This window comes from Fusobacterium sp. (assembly GCF_019012925.1).
Classification (GTDB): Bacteria; Fusobacteriota; Fusobacteriia; order Fusobacteriales; family Fusobacteriaceae; genus Fusobacterium_A.
In genome coordinates, this window is the sequence record NZ_JAGIRL010000044.1 from 21,054 (window position 1) to 42,758 (window position 21,705).

The following is a 21,705-nucleotide window of genomic DNA, read 5'->3' on the forward strand; positions in this document are numbered from 1 at the left end:
TACTTTTTTTAAACCTCCAACACTTCTCAACTAACAACTAAACATTTTTTATCATTATATCTAGTATAACTTCGTCAGTTACTTTCATTCCTTGTTGTCCTAATACTCCAACGTGCTCTATTGTTTTCTCAACATTTTTCCCTACTATTCCCTCTCCAAATTCGAATTTTCTATTTTTTGAAGCTGCATAGTAAGCATCAAAAGCTGCACTTACTCCACTAGCAATCTTAGTTGCACATGAACTCTTAGCTCCGTCACAGATTACTCCTGACATTGTTCCTAAAGTAGTCTCAATTGCATTTCCGATCTGCTCTAGAGATAATCCTGATAGGAATGATATTGCTCCTGCTACCCCTGCACTTGCACATATAGCTCCACAATAAGCTGATAATCTTCCTATGTTTGATTTAATATGGATAGTTGTCATATGAGAGAAGAATAATCCTCTGATTATTTCCTCTTTTGATAGCCCCTTCTCTTGACAGAATTTTATTACTGGTAATGAGCAAGTCATTCCTTGGTTTCCACTTCCACTTGTAGTCATTACTGGTAGTGAGCATCCGTTCATTCTTGCGTCACTTCCTGCACTTGCAAAACTTGCCATTTTGTTTCTTAGGTCGTTTCCATAAACTCCCTCTTCCATTCCCTCTTTAATAGTCTTTCCAATAGCTATTCCATATGAATTTGTTAATCCTTCAGTAGCTATTGCTGAGTTATAGTCTATCACTCTTTGGAATGTTGCTTCTATTAAAGATAGATCTATTGTTTTTGCTAAGTTATAAATCAATTCAACTGAAAGGAAAGTTCTATCAGTCATTACATCTCCAGTACATACTTCATCACAAGATTGCCCTTTGATCTCTACACCATTTTTAACTATTTTTGTTATATTTGTATGGTAGTGTTGGATCTCAACTACTGCTGTATCATCTCCATAAGTTCCCTCTAATCTTATGTATAATTTTACATCTCCCTCATTTAAGAAAACTTTTACTTTTTTATCATCTAGATATTTTTTTACCTCTGGTAAACGGCTCTTATCTACATGTGCTATAACCATAAGCTCTTTTGTTGAGTCTCCTAAGATAGCTCCCATAGCTGTAGAAGCTTCTATTCCTACCATTCCTTCAGAGTTAGGTATTTTTACGCTCTTAACATTTTTTACTATATTTCCTGAAAGATAAGCATCAATCTTTTCAGGTACATTTCCTAAGATACTTGTTAATTTTGCAGCAGCATAAGCGATAGCTATTGGCTCAGTACATCCTTCTGCAGGAACTAACTCCTCTTCTAAAATACTTAATACTTTTTCAGTTATCTTTTCCATTATAACTTCTCCTCCTATAATAAATACTATTAATTTTAACAAATGTCAAATATATTTTTATTTTGAATGTTTTATGATCAATTTTTACAAAATCAGAAAACAATTTTATAAATCATAGTATATATTAAAGCAAGTTTTATGCCAATAAGAAAAAATTTTAAACCCTCTAAAAATGAGGGTTATTCAGAAATTCTTTATTTTCATTTTGAAAAACTTTTCCATTTTGAAAAATATTTTACAAGATTTTTTCTATTTTGAAAAATTTAATCTATTTCAAATTTCTTCATCTTTCTATATAAAGTTGTCAATCCTATTCCCATTTTATTAGAAATAGTTTTTTTCCCATCTGTACTATCTCCATATTTTTTCAAAGCCTGTAGTATATATCTTTTTTCCAATATTTCAAAATCTACTAACTCCTCATCATCCTCTTTTATTATTGGTAATATACATGTTTTTTTAATACCTTTATTTAGTAGTATTGATTCTGGTAAAAAGTCTCTACTCAAAATATGACTACTTCCACTCATATTAAACATAAGCTCTATTACATTTTCCAACTCTCTAATATTACCAGGCCAGTTATAATTTGATAACACCTTTATAACCTCTTCATCTATAGATGAGATATATTTGTTAGATATTCTATTATACTTATTTATTAATTTTTCTACAATTGGAAGTATATCCTCTTTTCTCTCTCTCAACGGAAGAAGTTTTATAGGTATAACATTCAATCTATAGTATAGATCACTTCTGAATTTTTGCTCCTTTATCTTCTTTTCAAGATCTACATTTGTAGCTGCAATAATCTTAATATCTAAATCTATACTCTTATTAGATCCAATTCTCTCTATTTTTTTCTCCTGTATTACTCTTAAAATCTTAGCTTGTAAATATAGTGGCATATCCCCAATCTCATCTAAGAATATTACTCCTGTGTTTGCTAACTCAAATTTTCCCATTCTTCCACTGTTATTCGCTCCTGTAAAAGCTCCCTTTACATATCCGAAAAGTTCACTCTCTAAAAGTGAATCTGGAATGGCTGAACAGTTGATTACCACAAATGGTTTGTCACTTCTACTGCTATGTGCATGTAGTGAACGTGCTACTAATTCCTTCCCTGTTCCACTCTCTCCTGTAATTAAAACTGTAGAGGAGGTATCTGCCACCTTTAATATATTCTCCTTTAGGTTCTTTGTTGCTATTGAATTTCCATATATATCATCTATTGTTATTACATTGTTATTATTAGTTATCTCTGCTATATTTCTGTTTATCTTTTTGATATCTTCAAATATAAAGATGTTATTCTTCTTATTATCAAAAGAATTTATTGAGATCAACTTTCCTACAACATTGAATTCTCTTTCAAAAATTAACAGTTTAAATATCTCCTCATTCATCAGATAATCATTCTGACTCACTATAGACATTGTTTCACCAATACACTCTAAACCTATTTTTAATTTTTTTCTAGCTATCTCATTTATACTAACTATTTTGTTATTTTTATCACTAACTATTACACCTTTGCTGATATTGTCAATTACTGCTCTTAAAGTTCTCTCCTTGTCCACTTGCAACATCTTCTCTTGGAACTCAAAAAACTTTATACCTATAAACTCTGCTATCTGTTTTGTAAAGTTTAAATAAGAATCTATATTAGCAATAATCTTCTTCTTCTGATCATTACTAAAACAAACTAGACCTAGTACACCAATTATCTCATTTTGACAGTATATGGGAGTTGATATCTCTAATTTTTCCTGACAATTCTCTTTATCTCTACATTTAGAACATAGTTCATGATTTCTTGGATTTTCAATAATATGAGTTTTTCCTGTTTCCAATGTATTTTTATATACATTTCCTAGAGCTGAAACTCCCTCTATATTCTTATAAAGCCCAGTTCCTGTAACTCTTAACATATTTTTATCAACAACACCAACATCAACATTTATCATATTAGAGATAATATTCACATATCTATTTACATCTTCCCTTATATGTAATAATGAAATTTCCACTTTGGCCTCCTAAAAATTAGATATCGTATTATATTGTACCACAAAATTCAATATAAAAAAAGAAAATTAAATTAAATCTATTAAAATTTATATGCTTTTATTTTTTAAAAAATACAATTTTACATAAATATATCATTTTAGAACAAACAGTCGTAAATTTCTTACTTTTTTATAAAAAAAGTTATAGAATTTTTTTTAATTTTGTGCTATAATCAACTCAAGATACTTGAAATAAAAATTCGTATTTTGTAATTTTTTATGAAATATAATATTTAAAAGGAGGAAGTTTTATGTTTAACTATCTACAAAAAATTGGTAAAGCATTAATGGTTCCAGTAGCAGTTCTACCAGCTGCAGCAATCCTTATGGGTATTGGATACTGGATAGACCCAACAGGTTGGGGAGCAAATAGCCAACTTGCTGCATTCTTAATTAAGGCAGGTGCCGCTATTATTGACAATATGCCTATACTATTTGCTGTTGGTGTTGCTTTTGGACTTTCTAAGGATAAAAATGGTGCTGCTGCTCTAGCTGGATTAGTTGCTTTTGAAGTTGTTACTACTCTACTATCTGTAGGTGCAGTTGCTCAAATGACAGGAATCGCTCCTGATCAAGTTTCTCCTGCTTTTGGAAAAATTAACAACCAATTCGTAGGAATACTTTGTGGGGTTATTGCTGGAGAGTTATATAACAAATTCCATACTTTAGAACTACCTAAATTCTTAGCTTTCTTTAGTGGAAAAAGATTTGTTCCTATTATAACTTCAGTTGTTATGTTAGTTGTTTCATTTATATTACTATATATTTGGCCAGTTATCTACTCTGGTTTAGTTGGATTTGGAATTAGCATTGCTAAATTAGGACCAGTTGGAGCTGGAGTATATGGATTCTTTAACAGATTATTGATCCCAGTTGGATTACACCACGCTTTAAACTCTGTATTCTGGTTTAATGTTGCTGGTATTAATGATATCGGAAGATTCTGGGGAGACCCAGCAGCTGCTTATGCTGGATTACCTGCTGCAGTTGAAGGAGCTTACCATGTTGGAATGTACCAAGCAGGATTCTTCCCTATTATGATGTTTGGATTATTAGGAGCTTGTTTAGCTTTCATCAAAACTGCTAAACCTGCTAATAAAGAGAAAATAAAATCTATCATGTTAGCTGCTGGATTTGCAAGTTTCTTTACTGGAGTAACTGAACCTATTGAGTTTGCATTTATGTTCGTTGCACCAGCTCTATACTTACTACACGCTTTACTAACTGGTATAGCTGTATTCTTAGCTGCTTCATTAGATTGGATGGCTGGATTTGGATTCTCTGCTGGATTCGTTGATTTTGTACTATCACTACGTAACCCTAATGCTAATAACCCAATAATGCTAATAGTTTTAGGATTAATCTTCTTCGTAATCTACTATGTAGTATTTACATTTGCAATCAATAAATTTAACATCAAAACTCCTGGAAGAGAAGATGAAGATATGGTTGAAGTTGAAGTTAATGCTAATGGTGTTTCTGCTCATATGGCTGTAGCTTCTGCTCTATTACCTCTATTAGGTGGAAAAGAAAACTTAGTTTCTATTGATAACTGTGCTACAAGATTGAGATTAGAAGTTGTTGATGGAGAAAAAGTTAATGATGCTGAAATTAAAAAAGTAGCTGCTGGAATAATGAAAAGAGGAAATGCTGTACAAGTTATCATTGGACCACATGTTGAATTTGTTGCTACTGAATTAAAAAAATTAGTTTAATTAAACTATGAAAATTAAAAGCTGTCACTTGTTTGGCAGCTTTTTTTTATTTTTTTCAAAAAAATTATTGACTTAATAAAAATTATATGGTAATATAAATATGTTGTTGGGGTGTCGCCAAGCGGTAAGGCAACGGACTTTGACTCCGTCATGCGTTGGTTCGAATCCAGCCACCCCAGCCATTCACTAAGCATATGAAGCTGTCTATATAGACAGCTTTTTTTTTACCATTTTTTCAAAAAGAATGACAAAATCTACATAAATTTTAGTATAATAATAAATATAGTAATTCTTAAAAATTATCAAATCACTATAAAAAAGTAATGGGGGAATGAAGGAATGAAAAAGAAGTTAATAATTTTAGCATTTATTATTCTAACAAGTTATAGTTATGCTAAGAAAGAAAATTTTAAGTATAAGAGCAGAAGAGAAAAGGAGAGCTTTTTAACCGAAATTTTGGAATTAGATGACATTCCTTTACTAGAAAAAGATGAATTATTTGAAGAGTGGCACTCTATATTAGAAGATTTGACTGAAAAAGCATTGGAAGATAACAATGCATTGGAAGAATTAATGGAGTGGAAAGAAATTCATAGTGAATTATCTAAAAAACATAGAAAAATTAGAGAAGATATAGATGATGACGACGATGATGATGAAGATGACGATTAATAATCTAAAACCACATAAAAAAGGAGAGCTAAACTCTCCTTTTTAATTACTTATTTCCTAATCTTTCATTTAAAGCTTCTGCTTCTTTTTCATATCCTTTTTTACCTAATAAAGCAAACATATTAGCCTTATAAGATTCTACACCTGGTTGGTTAAATGGATTTACTCCTAAGATATATCCACTTATTCCACAAGCTTTTTCAAAGAAGTAGAATAGGTATCCTAAATGGAAAGGTGTTGCTTCAGGAACATTTACTATTAAGTTAGGAACTCCACCATCCACATGAGCAAGTAGTGTTCCTTGTGATGCTTTCTTATTTACAAAATCCATTCCTTTTCCAGCTAAATAGTTTAATCCATCTAAGTCAGCTTCTTCTGCTTCTATTATGATATCCTCTTCTGGCTCTCCTATCAATACTGCAGTTTCAATTAACTCTCTTCTTCCATCTTGGATATATTGTCCCATTGAGTGTAAATCTGTTGAAAAATCTGCTGCTGCTGGGAATAATCCTTTTCCATCTTTTCCTTCAGATTCTCCAAATAACTGCTTCCACCATTCACCAAAATAGTGTAATCTTGGCTCATAGTTAATTAACATCTCTATGTTTTTACCTCTTCTATTTAAGATATTTCTAATAGCTGCATATTTGTAACAATCATTCTCTTCAAATGATGCTGTATAATCATTTTGAGCCTCTCTTGCTCCAGCCATTAATTCATCTATATCTATTCCGGCACAAGCTATTGGTAATAATCCTACTGGAGTTAAAACTGAGAATCTTCCACCTACATCATCAGGAATAACAAAAGTCTCATATCCCTCTTCATCTGCTAATTTCTTTAATGCTCCCTTAGCTTTGTCTGTAGTAGCATAAATTCTATTTTTAGCTTCAGATTTTCCATATTTCTCTTCAATATGTTTTTTCAACACTCTAAAAGCTATAGCTGGTTCAGTTGTAGTTCCTGATTTAGAGATTACATTGATTGAGTAATCTTTTCCCTCTAATAGATCTAAAAGGTGTTTTAAATATACACCAGATATGTTGTTTCCTACATAGAATATCTCTGTACCTTTTCTCTTCTCCTTTGGTAAGTTGTTATAAAAAGTATGTGACAAGAAGTCAATAGCTGCTCTTGCTCCTAAATATGATCCCCCAATTCCCACTACTAAAAGGATATCTGAATCCTTTTTTATCTTTTCTGCTGCTGCTTTAATTCTTTCAAATTCATCCTTATCATAGTTAGTTGGCAACTCTATCCAACCTAAAAAGTCATTACCAGCCCCATTTTTCTCTTTTAAAAATTTTTCTGCTGATAATACTTGTGACTTCATTAGAGCTAATTCCTCTTCACTCATAAATTGAAGTGCTTTTGAATAATCAAATGACAGTTTTTTCATAATGTACTCCTCCTAATTTATTTAATTTTTATCTTCAAGAGCTTCCACTCTTTTTTTCAAGTCTGCTATAGTTTTCTCATTTGTATTGATTCTCTCTCTCAAAATATCTATTGTTTCATTTATAACATCTATTCTATTAATAAAGGTTGTAGAGTCAAAACCTATCTTATTTAACTCTTGAGAAAATTCAAACATAAGTGATTCCAAAATATTTAAATCCTCTTTATTCGCCTTTTTTAAATCCACATAGTCCAGAGCTTTAGCTAAATTAAAAGCAAAGTCATACCTATTCATGGGTTCATTCCCATCAAATCTATATCTATTCTCTACGATTATCCCCTTATCAATCAATGATTGTATCTGTGGATAAGCCCAGTGATCTTTATTTAAATCTTCAAATTTTGTCTCTGCAAATACTGCTGAAGAAAACACAATTAATAAAACAATTATATATCTCATATGACCTTTCCTTCTCTCTTTTTTATTCTTTTTTCATCACTTTAAGTATAGCATATTGAAGAGATTTTATCCACTAAATAATCCAAGCTAAAAAATGAGATTCCTGCATTTTTTATACAAAAATCTCATTTTTAACTTTAACAAGTTATCACTTTATTAATACTTTTCTCTTTTTATTGCATGGTGGAATTGTGGTAGATAATCCCAGTTCTCTCTTATTATCTCATCAAACATAACTTTAACTTGATGTCCACTGTTAACTAATGGATTTAGTGTTAAAGCATGAATTGCTTTGTTATAGTTTCCTGTTACAGCAGCTTCTATTGTCATCTCTTCAAATGATTTCATCAATTGAAGTATTCCTCTTGCTTCTTTTGGGAATGGATCTTGAGCAAATGGTTTTATTCCATCTCTATACACTCTAGCTGTTACCTCTACTGCACAATTATCAGGTAAACAATCTATTACACCATTATTTTTAGTAGATACAACTATCACTGTTCCTTTATCATTGTAGATAGAGTTAATCAATTCACATGCAGCATCAGAGTAATACTGTCCTCCTCTTTGCTCCAATTGCTTAGGTTTTATATTTAAGTTAGGATCTTTATATAGTTCAAATAACTCTTTCTCAACTTTCTTTACCTGTTCTCCTCTAGTTCCCTTTCCTGATTTTACATCAGCAACTTGAGCTCTATACATCTCATCTGTCATGTAGTAATATCTATGGTATCCACAAGGAATCATTCCTAAATCCAATATCTGCTCTCTTACCCATGAATCAGATGTTCTAAGATTTGCAGGTGTGTTCTCTATATCGTTTAACACTCCCTCTACTGCCTCTTTTGTCTTATCCACTCCATTGTGTAATACTTTTCTTCCCCAGAAGAAGTGATTTAATCCTCCACATATTAACTCTATCTCATTATCTTCAGCTTTTAATGCCTTAACTACAGATTTTCTAACTCCAATAGGTACGTTACATAATCCTGCAATCTTTATATTTGGATAATATTTTATAACTGACTCTGTTACCATTCCACTTGGATTTGTAAAGTTTACTAACCAAGCATTTGGACAAAGTTCTGTCATATCCTTACATATATCTAAAATTACAGGTATAGTTCTTAAAGCTTTTGCAAATCCTCCTGCTCCATTTGTCTCTTGTCCTATCATTCCATATCTCATTGGAATCTTCTCATCTCTTATTCTAGCTTCTAATAATCCTACTCTAAACTGTGTAGTTACAAAGTCAGCATCTTTCAAAGCTTCTCTTCTATTCAATGTCAAATGAATCTTAAATTTATCAGCTAATCCAGCTTTTTCAACCATTCTTTTTGCTAAATTTCCAACTATTTCAAGCTTTTCTCTTCCATCCTCTATATCAACTAACCATAACTCTGTTACTGGTAATTCTGCATATCTTTTTATAAATCCCTCAATTATCTCTGGAGTATATGATGATCCTCCACCTATAGTAGCTATCTTTAATTTATGTGCCATATTAAAACCTCCTCATATTATTTCTATTTTTATAATTTTATTCTCCCTGTATCTCTTCTTGATATTTTTGCTCATCATACATTTTAAAGAATGGATAGTATATTAATGTTGTAACTATCAATGATACCAACACTCCGAAAACTGTAGATAGATTTCCTCCACTTACTAAGTAAGCATGTATAGGTGCTGGAATAGTCCATGGAATATTTACTCCAGTAGTTATACCAATTAGACCAAATTTTGTTCCCCAGTAAAGTATAGTAGTATTTACTAATGGAGCTAATATAAATGGTACTAATAAAATTGGGTTCATAACTATTGGTGTTCCAAATATAACTGGTTCATTTATATTAAATATCCCTGGTCCTAAAGAAATTTTACCAATTTCTCTCAATTGTTTACTTTTAGCAAAGAAAGTCATAAGAAAAACCAAACTCAATGTAAGTCCTGATCCACCATATTGGAAACTCATAAACATAAATGAAGAAGTTGTTATATTAGGTATCTCTGCTCCCATTTGAAAAGCCAGTCTATTTTCATCCATCATTTGTAACCATATTGGTGTCATTACTGATCCTACTATAGTGGCACCATGTAATCCCATACTCCAGAAAATTTGAGCTGCAAGTACTGATAGTATAGTTCCTATAAACGATCCTCCTAGGATAGTCAATGGTTTTCCTAAGATAATAGTTATAAAGTTGTGAACATTTTCAAAAGAAGTTAACTCAAATCCAATTCTCACTACTAATGTTAAAATTATAGTAATTATAGCTGGTATAAGTGCCAAGAAAGACTTTCCTACTGCTGGTGGCACTGAATCTGGCATCTTGATTATTAAATTTTTATCTATTGTAAACTTTACTACCTCTGTTGTGTAAATCCCTACTATTATAGCTACAAATAATCCTTTACTTCCAACAAGCCCAAGATTAATCCCTGTTACTGTCACTACTGTCTCTCCAATTGTATGTAAAATACTAAATGGAGATAATAATAGAAACGCTGTCAAAGATATTACTCCACATGAGATTGGATCTACTCTCTTCTTCTCAGCTAATCTATAGGCTACTCCAATAGAGGCAACCATAGCCATAACATCATATGTTACCTGTACAGGATATAATATTCTACTCTTCCATAATTCTCCAAATACTCCCTCCATAAATCCAGAGTACCCTGGTATTGGTAGATAAGCAAATATCAAAAATATACTTCCAACTATTAATAGTGGCATTGTAAGAGTTAATCCATCCCTAATTGCTTGTAAATATATATTCCCAGATATTTTCATAGCTAGTGGTAAAAAATATTTTTCCAAAAATTCATTTATTTTATTCATTCTAACATCTCCCCCTAATTTTGTTATTTCAATGCATTTAAAGCCGTTTCTAAGACTTTAGCTCCATTCATAGTTCCGTAGTCTAACATATTTATAACTTCTACTTTTTTTCCACACTCTGCAGCTACCTTACTTAAATCAGCCTGTTTAAATCTTACCTGTGGTCCTAATAAAAATATGTCAAACTCATTTAATTTTTCATTAAATCTTTCTATTGGACAAGCTTCTATCTTTACATCTATTTTCTTTTCCTCTGCTGCTTTTAACATTTTAGTTACCATTAAACTTGTTGACATTCCTGCTGCACATAATAGTAATATTTTCTTCTCCATTTTTTACCTCCACATTCTATTTGCATTTTATATGTAACTTTTTTAAACGTTTAGTTTTATAACGATATAATACATCAAAAATAATATTTTAGCAACTCTTCTAATAAAACTCCTTAATTTTCGTTTTTTTATATATTTTATACCCTTTTTATGCTAAAATAACATATAAAACGTTTCATACTTTCATAGGAAAAATAAACACTTGAATTTTTCGTTATTTTTTTTATGAAAAAAGGGGGAAAAATCTTGAAAAAAAAAGTTTTTGTTGAATTTTCGTGTCCATTAACTAAAGATGAGAAGAAATTAATTAACTTTTTGGTAAAAAAAGAACTAAAACTTGAAAAACTAACTTTCTTATTAGAAGACTTAGATATTCCAAAATTAAAAAATAGCAAACTTTCTTTTATTGATAGATTTTGTAAAAAAGGTATATATCTGTACTCAAATGATAATATGGAATATCTTTCTATTTTTAATTCATACTCTTTTATAAATAACTTTGTAACGATAAATTTTAATCCTATATTTATCGAATACCTAAAAAACGAAGAGAAGATTTTTCATTACAATCTTCCACAAATTTTATTTTTTAAATATGACTTTTCTATTGATTTTTTCTATAAACTGATAAAACCTAATTTTTTAGACTCTACAATAGAACTACCACTGGAGGAGTTTAGAGATATTATTAATAATTATAAGTATAAACGACTCTATGATGTTAAACGTTTTCTTATTGAACCATTGATAGAGGATATAAATCTTTACACCGATTTTAAACTTTCTTATAAAATTAATAAAACAGATACAAATTATACTGTAGTCTTTTACCTAAAAAACAATAATATTGATGAAGTTAGAAACTATGTTAATAACTTTTTAAGACTATATAAACACTATATTTTAGAGCCTGAAAAATTAAAAGTGGTTATATTCAACGCCATTCAAACTCATGGCTACAACTACACAAAAAATAAATTATTACTTACTATCAAAAATAAAAAGAAATATCGTCTAAAATTTGACGATATCTTTGAGAAATTTCTTAATAATGAGTTAGGAGAATCATATGTCGCTTTAAAAAAGATTGAGTGTGAAGTTAAAAGTATCAATAAATTAAAAGAGCTGGTCTTTAAAGAGTTGGCACCTTTAGATATTCCAGAAATTGCTAAATTAGATTATAACACCAGTCTAACTCAAAAGATCTTTTGGATGAAAGAGAAAGAGATAACTGAAATAATTAGTGATAATTTAAAAATTGAACTTTTTTTTAATCCTGAAAATAAATCTAATATAAATATCTATTTAAGATATATAAAATAGGAGTGAAAGATGAATAATACAGCTATAAAATTAGAAAAAGCCCCATTAAAAGAGTTGTTTGTCACTATGGCTATCCCCTCTGTCCTAGCCCAATTGATAAATGTACTTTATAATATTGTAGATAGGGTATACATTGGCCACATAGAGGGGATTGGTTCACTAGCACTTACAGGTGTCGGAGTTACCTTTCCTATAATTATGGTAGTTTCTGCTTTTAGTGCCTTTGCTGGACAGGGAGGTGCCCCTTTAGCATCTATATTTTTAGGAGCCAAAGATTATGATAAGGCTGAGAAGATATTGGGAAACAGTTGTGCTCTACTTCTACTTTTTTCAGTAGTTTTAACAATTTTTTTCCAAATTTTTAAGTTACCACTTCTCTATGCTTTTGGTGCTAGTAGCAATATAATCCACTATGCAAATGATTATATAACTCTATATCTGTGTGGAACTATTTTTGTTATGCTCTCTCTTGGTTTAAATACCTTTATAAGTGGACAGGGAAATGCTAAAACTGCCATGCTATCCGTACTCATTGGTGCTGTAACAAATATAATACTAGATCCCATCTTTATCTTTAAATTGGAAATGGGGGTCAAAGGAGCTACACTAGCTACCCTTATCTCACAAGCCTTAAGTAGTTTATGGGTGGTCTCTTTCTTAGTCTCAGAAAGAAGTGTTATTAAAATAAAAGTAAAAAATCTTAAATTTGATAAAAAAATACTCTCTAAGATAGGAACACTAGGAATATCTCCATTTATAATGCAGAGTACTGAAAGTCTTGTCCTTTTAACTCTAAACTCTGGATTACAAAAATATGGTGGAGATATTTATGTAGGTTCTATGTCTATTTTAACAAGTATTTTACAGCTTATAACTGTTCCTGTTTCAGGTATCACTCAAGGTATACAACCAATAATAAGCTATAACTATGGGGCAAAAAATATCAGAAGAGTATTACAAACTTTTAAATCTCTATTGGTAGTGTGTCTAAGTGTTACATTGATTATGGGTGGTCTAGGAGTATTCTTCCCTGAAATCTATGTAGGTATTTTTATAGAGTCACCAGAGTTGAGTAAAATCACCATAAAATATATGCCTATATTCATACTTGGTATGTGTATCTTTGGAATACAACAAGCTATTCAAGGGACATTCTTAGCTTTAGGACAGGCTAAATACTCAATATTTATAGCCCTTTTAAGAAAGGTTATTCTTCTTGTTCCACTGGCTATTATCCTTCCAAAATTTTTTGGAGTACAGGGTATCTACTGGGCTGAACCATTGGCTGATATAAGTTCTGTAACCATAGCTAGTACCACATTCCTTCTAACATTTAAAACAATTTTAAGAATAAAGAGAAGATAGATAACAAAAAAGGAAAAAAATTACTTTACCAATTATAGTAATTTTTTTCCTCTTATAATCTAAATTAATCTAAGCACATTTCATAGATTCTTTTTATATCCTCTTTATTAAGCTCTTTGAATCCCTTTAAAATTCCATTTCCACAAGCTTTTTCAGCCATTATATCAAAATGAGTTCTATCTATACCCAACTCTTTTAAATTGCTTGTAAGTCCAAGCTCAACAAATAGAAACTCTTCAAATCTTTTTATTCCTTCTAGAGCTGCACTCATATTATCCAATTTTGAATCCACTCCAAAGACAGCCACAGCAAAATTTCTAAATCTCTGCGCATTCTCTTCATCTAATATGTATCTCATCCAACGAGGAGTAACAATTCCTAATCCAAGTCCATGAGTTATATCATAGTAAGCTGAAAGTTGATGTTCCATAGAGTGACAACTCCAACTACAATGTTGACAACTTCTTACAAATCCATTTATAGCCCAAGAGGATGTCCACATCAAATTAGCTCTTGCCTCCTCATTTTCTGGATCTTTCATTGCTATTGGTGCATATTTTACAACACTTTTCATCATTCCTTCCATAAAACAATCCAACATATACATACTTCCCTCTGTATTGAAATACGTCTCAATTATATGAGAAAGTATGTCCACTGATCCACAAGCAGTTTGATAAGAAGATACTGTATAAGTATTCTTAGGATCGAGGAATGATACCTTTGGTTGCATCAATGGTGAAGCTACACCAATCTTATCATTTGTCTCCATATTTCTAATTACTCCACCAGCATCCATCTCTGAACCTGTTGCTGCTAAAGTTAAGATTGTTACAATTGGTAGACACTTTGTCACAGGAACCTTTTTAGTAACTATATCCCAAGCATCTCCCTCATAATAAGTAGCTGCTGCAATAGCCTTAGTACAATCTATTACAGATCCTCCACCTATTGCTAAAAGCACATCTATCTTCTCTTTTTTACAGATATCTGCTCCTGCATTTACAGATATTACTCTTGGATTTGGCTCAATTCCACTCAATTCAAATATCTCCAATTCCTCTTTTTTCAACTCTTCTAAAACTTGATCATAGAGTCCAATCCTTTTTATAGATCCTCCACCGTAGCAGATTAAAACTCTATCTCCTAGCTTTTTAATCTCCTTTCCCAATTTTGATAGTTGATCACTTCCAAAATACACCTTAGTCGGAATATTATATACAAACTTATACATAGGCTCCACCTCTCTTTTTATCCTTCCCTTTCTATATTATATCACAAAGAATAACAATTTATTATACCTTTCACAAGTTTCAAAACTTTTAGAAAATATTATCAAAGATGTAAGCATGATAAACATTGGAAAATCATTAAAAATATGATATACTATAAAGTAGGCTAACTGTTTTTTTTAAAAAATTACTATAGATATTAAGGAGATAAAATATGAAAGAGATTAAAATTTCAACTGAATTCATTAAGTTGGATCAATTTTTAAAATGGACTGGTGTGTGTGATACTGGAGTAGATGCAAAATTCTTTATTCTTGACGGAAATGTTAAGGTAAATGGTGAAATAGAAGAAAGAAGAGGAAAGAAGTTATATCCTGGAGATAAGGTTGAAGCTGCTGGAGAGACTTTTTTAGTTAAATAATTTTTATAGGGTGGATTAAGCTTTGGAAATATTAGAGATTAATTATGTGAACTTTAGAAATTTAATTGATGGAAATATTAAATTTTTTCCAAAACTTAATCTATTTTTTGGAAAAAATGGTCAAGGAAAGACAAGTTTGTTAGAGGCTGTATATTTTAATGCCACAGGAAAAAGTTTTAGAACCTCAAAAGTCAATGAGGTAATGAAATATGGCTCAACTAAGACTGGGGTATATATCTTATATAAAGATAGTATCTCTGAAAAATCTCTTACATTGAAATTTAACAATGAAAAGAAGGAGTACTATTACAACAATAAAAAAATATCATATGATGAGTTTTATGGAAGATTAAATATAGTGACATATATACCTGAAGATATTGTTTTAATTACAGGTTCTCCATCAGTGAGGAGAACTTTTTTTGACGGTGAAATTGCCCAAGCAAACAATGAGTATTTCCAAGATTTAAAAAACTACAACAAACTTCTTAAGATTAGAAATAAATATCTAAAAGAGCAAAAAACAAGAGATCCTGAGTTCTCAATATATGAAGAGGAATTTATTAAGTATGGAGCTAAGGTCATTGAAAAGAGATTGGAATATGTTCAAAGAATCTCAATCATCTTAAATCTAAACTATAGAAAACTATTTGATGATAAGAAAGAGTTGAGTTTATCTTATGATTGTCATCTAGGAAATATCAAAAAACTCTCTTTTGAAGATATAAAAAGACTTTTAAGAGAAAAAATAGAGAAAAAATTTGCTCAAGAAAAAAGATATGGTTTCTCTCTGTGTGGACCTCAAAAAGATGATTTTCTTTTTATTCTCAATGGACATGAAGCAAAGTCTACTGCTTCTCAAGGTGAGAAAAAATCTATAATTTTCTCTTTGAAACTCTCTGAAATTGATATGATAATCAGAGAAAAAAAGGAAAATCCTGTGCTTATTATTGATGATATATCATCTTATTTTGATTCCAATAGAAAGGATAGTATCTTAAATTATCTTGAAAAAAGAAATATTCAAGTGCTCTTGAGTTCAACAAATAAATTGGGAATAGACTCCAAAGATTTTTATGTAGAAAGTGGTGAAATTGAATATGGCCGAGAAATTAAGTAATGTTAGTGATATGATAGATGTTGCTGTAAAAAAAAGCAGACGTCTTAAAGAGGGGATACTTAAATCTGAATGGAGTAAGATTGTAGGTAAGATATGTAAGGAGTGCCAACCTGATTTTATAAAAGATGGTGTCCTACACATCAGAGTTAAAAGTCCTGTCTTTGTTCATCACTTTACACTTGAAAAAAATAGATATATCAAGATTATAAATGAGTATTTTGACGAGGATATTATACAGGATATCGTTATAAAATCTGGTAAGCTAGATGAAAATAGAGAGGCTTATCTAGCAAAGGTAGATACAGAGGAAAATATCCCAAGTACTACTGACAATAATACTGATGTAGAGAATAAAAATGATCTTTCCTCTCTGACTGGAGAGACTTTAAATAATAGAATTTTAGAGAAGGTCGCTGCACTTAGTAAGATGGCTTTAGAGAGAGAGAACTATCTCCTAACTCATGGTTTTAAAAAGTGTAAAGTTTGTGGGATGCTATATGAGGGAGAAGAGTTGTTCTGTAAGGTCTGTATAGACAATGGAAATGCTAAAAAATATATAAAAGATAATGGATTATCTGATGAAGAAGATGAGTAATGTATCTTTTTTTAGAAAATAATCTTATGATTCCCACAAAGGATATTTTGCTTATTATTGATTATATACATATTCAAAGTAGCGAAAATATTGAGTTCTTTCAAAATGAACTCAAACATAAGGAGTTAGTAGAATTGACTCTAAAAGATAAAAAAAGTGTTGTTCTCACTGATAGGAAGGTATATATTACCTCTTATGGGACTCAAACACTTTTCAGTAGATGTAATGAATTTTTTAATATAATTGGAGGTAGAAAGTGAGTAATAATTATCAAGCAGAAGACATAACAGTCCTTGAAGGATTAGAAGCAGTAAGAAAAAGACCAGGAATGTATATAGGAACAACATCAGAAAGAGGATTGCACCATTTAGTTTGGGAGATAGTGGATAACGCTGTGGACGAAGCTCTTGCTGGATATTGTACTCACATTGAGGTGAATATACTTCCAGACAACGTTATTGAAGTAGTGGATAATGGAAGAGGTATCCCAGTTGGTATCCACCCTAAATATGGTAAGTCTGCTCTTGAGATAGTTCTTACAGTTTTACATGCTGGAGGAAAATTTGAAAATGATAACTACAAGGTTTCTGGAGGACTTCACGGAGTTGGAGTATCTGTAGTTAATGCTCTTTCTCAATGGTTAGAAGTAGAGGTTAAAAAAGAGGGGAAAATCTGGTACCAAAAATATGATAGAGGTATCCCTCAAGAGGATGTAAAAGAGATCGGTCTATCTGATGACCATGGAACAACAGTAAGATTCAAGGCTGACTATGAGATATTTGAAACTTTAATCTATGATTACAACACTTTAAAGAATAGATTAAAAGAGTTAGCATATCTAAATAAAGGGCTTGTTATAACTCTTACAGATTCAAGAAAAGAACCATTTAAAAAGGAGGTTTTTGAATTTGAAGGAGGTATTGGAGATTTCTTAAGAGAGATAACTGAAGATACTGAAAAACTTATAAAAGAGCCTATCTATATGACTGGTGAAGTGGATAATATTGGTGTTGAGGTAGCATTTTTATACACAGTTAATCAGTCTGAAATAATCTACTCATTTGTAAATAACATCAACACACATGAGGGTGGTACTCATGTACAAGGATTTAGAACTGCTCTTACTAGAATAATTAACGACATTGGTAAGGCACAAGGATTCTTGAAAGAGAAAGATGGAAAATTACAGGGAAATGATATTAGAGAGGGTGTTACCGCTATTGTTTCTGTAAAAGTTCCTCAGCCACAATTTGAAGGACAAACAAAAACAAAACTTGGTAACTCTGAAGTGACTGGAGTAGTTTCAACTATAGTTGGATCTCAATTAAAAGTTGTTTTAGAGGATAATCCTAGCGATACAAAGGTTATAATTGAGAAGATATTAAACTCTAAGAAAGCTAGAGAGGCAGCTCAAAGAGCTAGAGAGTTAGTTCTTAGAAAATCTGCTTTAGAAGTTGGATCTCTACCAGGAAAATTAGCTGACTGTTCATCTAAGAATCCTGAAGAGTGCGAACTTTATATAGTTGAGGGAGATTCAGCTGGTGGATCTGCTAAACAGGGAAGAGATAGATCTCATCAGGCTATACTTCCATTGAGAGGTAAGATACTAAACGTTGAGAAAGCTGGTCTTCACAGAGCTCTTGAAAATAATGAGGTAAGAGCTATGATCACTGCTTTTGGTACAGGGATTGGTGATAACTTTAACTTAGAAAAACTTAGATATGGTAAGATCATTCTTATGACTGACGCCGACGTTGATGGTGCTCACATCAGAACTCTTTTATTAACATTTATATACAGATATATGGTGGAATTAATCTACAATGGAAACGTATTTATTGCTCAGCCACCACTTTACAAGATATCTTATGGTAAACAGATTAAATATGCTTACTCTGATAGAGAATTAAAAGAGATAACTGAAGCTTTTGAAGGAGAGGACAAAAGATATACTCTTCAAAGATATAAAGGATTGGGAGAGATGAATCCTGAACAGCTTTGGGAAACAACTATGGATCCTCAAAATAGAACTCTATTAAAAGTGACTATAGATGATGCTAGAGCAGCTGATATGCTATTTGATAAACTGATGGGAGATAAGGTTGATCCTAGAAGAGAGTTTATTGAAGAGAATGCTGAATACGTTAAAAACTTAGATATTTAATAGAAAGAAAAATCCTTCGTATAATACACATATATATTGATTTATGTGGTATAATCTACTGAAGGTAAAATTAAGATTAAGAGGAGAAATAATCGTATGTCGAATATAAATAATAGATACATAGAAGATGAAATGAAAGAATCATACCTTGATTATTCAATGAGTGTTATTGTAAGTAGAGCTCTTCCAGATGTAAGAGATGGAATGAAACCTGTACATAGAAGAATACTATTTGCTATGAATGAACTTGGTATGAGTTTTGATAAACCATATAAAAAATCAGCCAGAATCGTCGGGGAAGTACTAGGTAAGTACCACCCTCACGGTGACTCTGCTGTTTATGGAACAATGGTTAGAATGGCTCAGGATTTCAACTACAGATATCCTTTGATCTCTGGACATGGAAACTTTGGATCAATCGATGGAGATTCTGCAGCTGCAATGAGATATACTGAGGCTAGAATGGCTAAGATAAGTAATGAACTTCTAGAGGATATAGATAAAAATACTATTGATTTTAGAAAAAACTTTGACGATTCATTGGATGAGCCTACAGTTTTACCTGCTAAACTTCCTAACTTACTTCTAAATGGAGCAACTGGAATAGCTGTTGGTATGGCTACTAATATCCCACCTCACAATCTAGGAGAGGTTGTAGATGGAACTTTAGCTCTTATTGAAAATCCAGATCTAACTCCACTTGATCTAATGGAGTATATAAAAGGACCTGACTTCCCTACTGGAGCTATCATAGATGGAGATAAGGGTATTAAAGATGCTTATATGACAGGTAGAGGAAAAGTAAGAGTAAGAGGTAAAATTGATATTGAAGAGTTGAAAAATGGAAAAATAAATATTATAATAAAAGAAATCCCATATCAACTTAATAAATCTACTCTTATTGAGAGAATTGCTGATCTAGTAAAGGATAAAAAGATAGTTGGTATATCAGATCTTAGAGATGAGTCAGATAGAGATGGTATCAGAGTTGTTATTGAGTTAAAGAAAGGTGAGGAGCCTGAATTAATTCTAAATAAACTTTACAAATACACAGAGTTGCAAAATACATTCGGTATAATTATGCTGGCTCTTGTAAACAATACTCCAAAGGTATTGAACTTAAAGCAGATCATTGAAGAGTATATCAAACATAGATTTGAAGTTATCACAAGAAGAACTAAGTTCAACTTAGAAAAGGCAGAGAAGAGAGCACACATATTACAAGGTTATAGAATTGCTCTTAATAATATAGATAGAATTATTGAATTGGTTAGAGGTGCCTCTGATGGTAACCAAGCTAGAGAACAACTAGTGGAAAAATATGGTTTTACAGATGTACAAGCTAGAGCAATACTTGATATGAAGCTACAAAGATTAACTGGATTAGAGAGAGATAAGGTTGAGGCTGAATATCAAGAGATTGAAAAATATATTGCTGAATTGAGAGATATTTTAGCTAATGATTCAAGAATATATGAGATTATGAAAACTGAACTTCAAGAGTTAAAAGATAAGTACAATGATGAGAGAAGAACTGTCATTGAAAAAGAGAGAAAAGAGATAACTCAAGAGGATCTTATCAAAGATGAGGCTGTAATACTTACATTCACTAATAAAGGTTATGTTAAAAGAATGGAGTTAAGCAAGTACAAAGCTCAAAGAAGAGGTGGAAAGGGAGTAGCTAGTCAAAATACTGTTGAAGATGACTTTGTAGAGAATATTGAGTCAGCTAACAACCTAGATACACTTCTAATCTTCACAAACCAGGGAAGAGTACACAATATAAAAGTGTATGAGATTCCTGAGACATCTAAACAATCTAGAGGTAGATTGATAGGTAATATCATCAAACTTAGAGATGATGAGAAAATTAGAGCTATCATCAAGACTAGAGATTTCTCTAATGAGAACGAGGTTATCTTCGTAACTAAAGATGGAATTGTTAAAAAGACTAACCTAAGCGAATTTAAAAATATAAATGTTTCTGGTTTAAAAGCTATTAAATTAAAAGATGACGACGACATAATATATGTTGGACTTATTGAAAATATAGATAAAGAGGAGCTATTAATAGCTACTCAAAATGGTTACTCTATCAGATTCTCTTGTGAACAAGTAAGACACACTGGTAGAGATACTATGGGGGTAAAAGGTTTAACTCTTAGAGACAATGATACAGTTGTTTCTGCTCTACTTATAAAAGATGCTGAAAATAGCAGTATCTTAACTATCACAGAGAATGGTTATGGTAAGAGAAGTAAGATAGATGAGTATCCAGCACAATCTAGAACTGGTAAGGGAGTTATCAATCTAAGATGTAATCCTAAGACTGGTGCTGTTGTATCTGTCCTTTCTGTTACACAAGGTGAGCAGTTAATGGCTATCACATCTTCTGGAGTAGTTATAAGAATAGCTGTAGAGGATATTGTCCTATATGGTAGAGCTACTCAAGGTGTAATCATTATGAAGGTCAATGGAAAAGATGAAAAAGTTGTTTCTATTACTAGAGTTAAGTCTGAAGATGCTGATGATGAATTAGATAAAATCGAAGCAGTTAGTACAGTTTCAAGTGAGGTTATAACTACTGATGAAAATCAACCTTCTGAAGAGGAAGAGATGATAGAGGAAACAGTGGAATAATTATATTTAATCAACTTACATTTTAAA

The 21,705-nt window shown here is 31.3% G+C and carries 18 protein-coding genes and 1 tRNA gene; 11 read left to right on the plus strand and 8 right to left on the minus strand.

Annotation, left to right across the window (positions count from 1 at the left end; all coding sequences use genetic code 11):
- Positions 1–37: 37 nt before the first annotated feature.
- Both QZ286_RS08050 and QZ286_RS08055 read right to left on the minus strand, forming a co-directional pair.
- Entirely contained in the window at positions 38–1,327 is a 1,290-nt protein-coding gene (locus tag QZ286_RS08050) for a serine dehydratase subunit alpha family protein (RefSeq protein ID WP_291256447.1), read from the minus strand.
- A gap of 263 nt (positions 1,328–1,590) precedes the next feature.
- On the minus strand, positions 1,591–3,357 hold the full coding sequence (locus QZ286_RS08055) for a sigma 54-interacting transcriptional regulator (protein ID WP_291256448.1): 1,767 nt from the start codon (positions 3,355–3,357) through the stop codon (positions 1,591–1,593).
- A 290-nt stretch (positions 3,358–3,647) separates the two neighbouring features.
- Between QZ286_RS08055 and nagE the strand changes: the two genes are divergently transcribed.
- The 3 genes from nagE (at position 3,648) to QZ286_RS08070 (ending at position 5,783) form a co-directional block, all read left to right on the plus strand.
- A complete protein-coding gene (gene nagE, locus QZ286_RS08060) occupies positions 3,648–5,111 on the plus strand; it encodes an N-acetylglucosamine-specific PTS transporter subunit IIBC (protein WP_291256449.1) in 1,464 nt (487 codons plus the stop codon).
- 107 nt (positions 5,112–5,218) lie between these two features.
- A tRNA-Gln gene (locus tag QZ286_RS08065) sits at positions 5,219–5,293 on the plus strand.
- 157 nt (positions 5,294–5,450) lie between these two features.
- Positions 5,451–5,783 carry a hypothetical protein gene (locus QZ286_RS08070; protein ID WP_291256450.1) on the plus strand — a complete coding sequence of 111 codons (333 nt, stop codon included), beginning with the start codon at positions 5,451–5,453 and terminating at the stop codon, positions 5,781–5,783.
- Positions 5,784–5,829: 46 nt separating this feature from the next.
- Here the strand turns inward: QZ286_RS08070 and QZ286_RS08075 are convergent, their stop codons facing one another.
- From QZ286_RS08075 to QZ286_RS08095, 5 genes are all read right to left on the minus strand, one after another.
- Positions 5,830–7,182: a glucose-6-phosphate isomerase gene (locus QZ286_RS08075; protein ID WP_291256451.1), complete on the minus strand. Its 1,353-nt coding sequence runs from the start codon at positions 7,180–7,182 to the stop codon at positions 5,830–5,832.
- Positions 7,183–7,203: 21 nt separating this feature from the next.
- Complete coding sequence (locus QZ286_RS08080) at positions 7,204–7,641, minus strand: S-layer homology domain-containing protein (protein WP_291256452.1); 438 nt, start codon at positions 7,639–7,641, stop codon at positions 7,204–7,206.
- Positions 7,642–7,797: 156 nt separating this feature from the next.
- Positions 7,798–9,144, minus strand: a complete 1,347-nt coding sequence (locus tag QZ286_RS08085) for a 6-phospho-beta-glucosidase (protein ID WP_291256453.1) — start codon at positions 9,142–9,144, stop codon at positions 7,798–7,800.
- Between the two features lie 37 nt (positions 9,145–9,181).
- Entirely contained in the window at positions 9,182–10,486 is a 1,305-nt protein-coding gene (gene celB, locus QZ286_RS08090; protein WP_291256454.1) for a PTS cellobiose transporter subunit IIC, read from the minus strand.
- A 23-nt stretch (positions 10,487–10,509) separates the two neighbouring features.
- On the minus strand, positions 10,510–10,818 hold the full coding sequence (locus tag QZ286_RS08095; RefSeq protein ID WP_291256455.1) for a PTS sugar transporter subunit IIB: 309 nt from the start codon (positions 10,816–10,818) through the stop codon (positions 10,510–10,512).
- Positions 10,819–11,064: 246 nt separating this feature from the next.
- Between QZ286_RS08095 and QZ286_RS08100 the strand changes: the two genes are divergently transcribed.
- Together QZ286_RS08100 and QZ286_RS08105 are read left to right on the plus strand one after the other, a co-directional pair.
- Positions 11,065–12,141, plus strand: coding sequence for a replication initiation protein (locus tag QZ286_RS08100; RefSeq protein ID WP_291256456.1), 1,077 nt, complete (start codon positions 11,065–11,067; stop codon positions 12,139–12,141).
- Between the two features lie 9 nt (positions 12,142–12,150).
- On the plus strand, positions 12,151–13,506 hold the full coding sequence (locus tag QZ286_RS08105) for an MATE family efflux transporter (protein WP_291256457.1): 1,356 nt from the start codon (positions 12,151–12,153) through the stop codon (positions 13,504–13,506).
- 64 nt (positions 13,507–13,570) lie between these two features.
- On the opposite strand, the gene QZ286_RS08110 is transcribed toward QZ286_RS08105, so the two are convergent.
- A complete protein-coding gene (locus QZ286_RS08110; RefSeq protein WP_291256458.1) occupies positions 13,571–14,740 on the minus strand; it encodes an iron-containing alcohol dehydrogenase in 1,170 nt (389 codons plus the stop codon).
- 212 nt (positions 14,741–14,952) lie between these two features.
- Here QZ286_RS08110 and yaaA point away from each other — a divergent pair, with 212 nt between their 5' ends.
- From yaaA to gyrA, 6 genes are all read left to right on the plus strand, one after another.
- Entirely contained in the window at positions 14,953–15,159 is a 207-nt protein-coding gene (gene yaaA, locus QZ286_RS08115; RefSeq protein ID WP_291256459.1) for a S4 domain-containing protein YaaA, read from the plus strand.
- 22 nt (positions 15,160–15,181) lie between these two features.
- Complete coding sequence (locus QZ286_RS08120; protein WP_291256460.1) at positions 15,182–16,279, plus strand: DNA replication/repair protein RecF; 1,098 nt, start codon at positions 15,182–15,184, stop codon at positions 16,277–16,279.
- Positions 16,260–16,874, plus strand: a complete 615-nt coding sequence (locus tag QZ286_RS08125; protein WP_291256461.1) for a DUF721 domain-containing protein — start codon at positions 16,260–16,262, stop codon at positions 16,872–16,874. Before QZ286_RS08120 ends, QZ286_RS08125 begins: the two co-directional genes overlap by 20 nt.
- Entirely contained in the window at positions 16,874–17,134 is a 261-nt protein-coding gene (gene remB / locus QZ286_RS08130; RefSeq protein WP_367243734.1) for an extracellular matrix regulator RemB, read from the plus strand. The genes QZ286_RS08125 and remB overlap by 1 nt, the downstream gene beginning before the upstream one ends.
- On the plus strand, positions 17,131–19,038 hold the full coding sequence (gene gyrB / locus QZ286_RS08135) for a DNA topoisomerase (ATP-hydrolyzing) subunit B (protein WP_291256463.1): 1,908 nt from the start codon (positions 17,131–17,133) through the stop codon (positions 19,036–19,038). Before remB ends, gyrB begins: the two co-directional genes overlap by 4 nt.
- Positions 19,039–19,134: 96 nt before the next feature.
- Entirely contained in the window at positions 19,135–21,678 is a 2,544-nt protein-coding gene (gyrA, locus tag QZ286_RS08140; protein ID WP_291256464.1) for a DNA gyrase subunit A, read from the plus strand.
- Positions 21,679–21,705 lie beyond the last annotated feature (27 nt).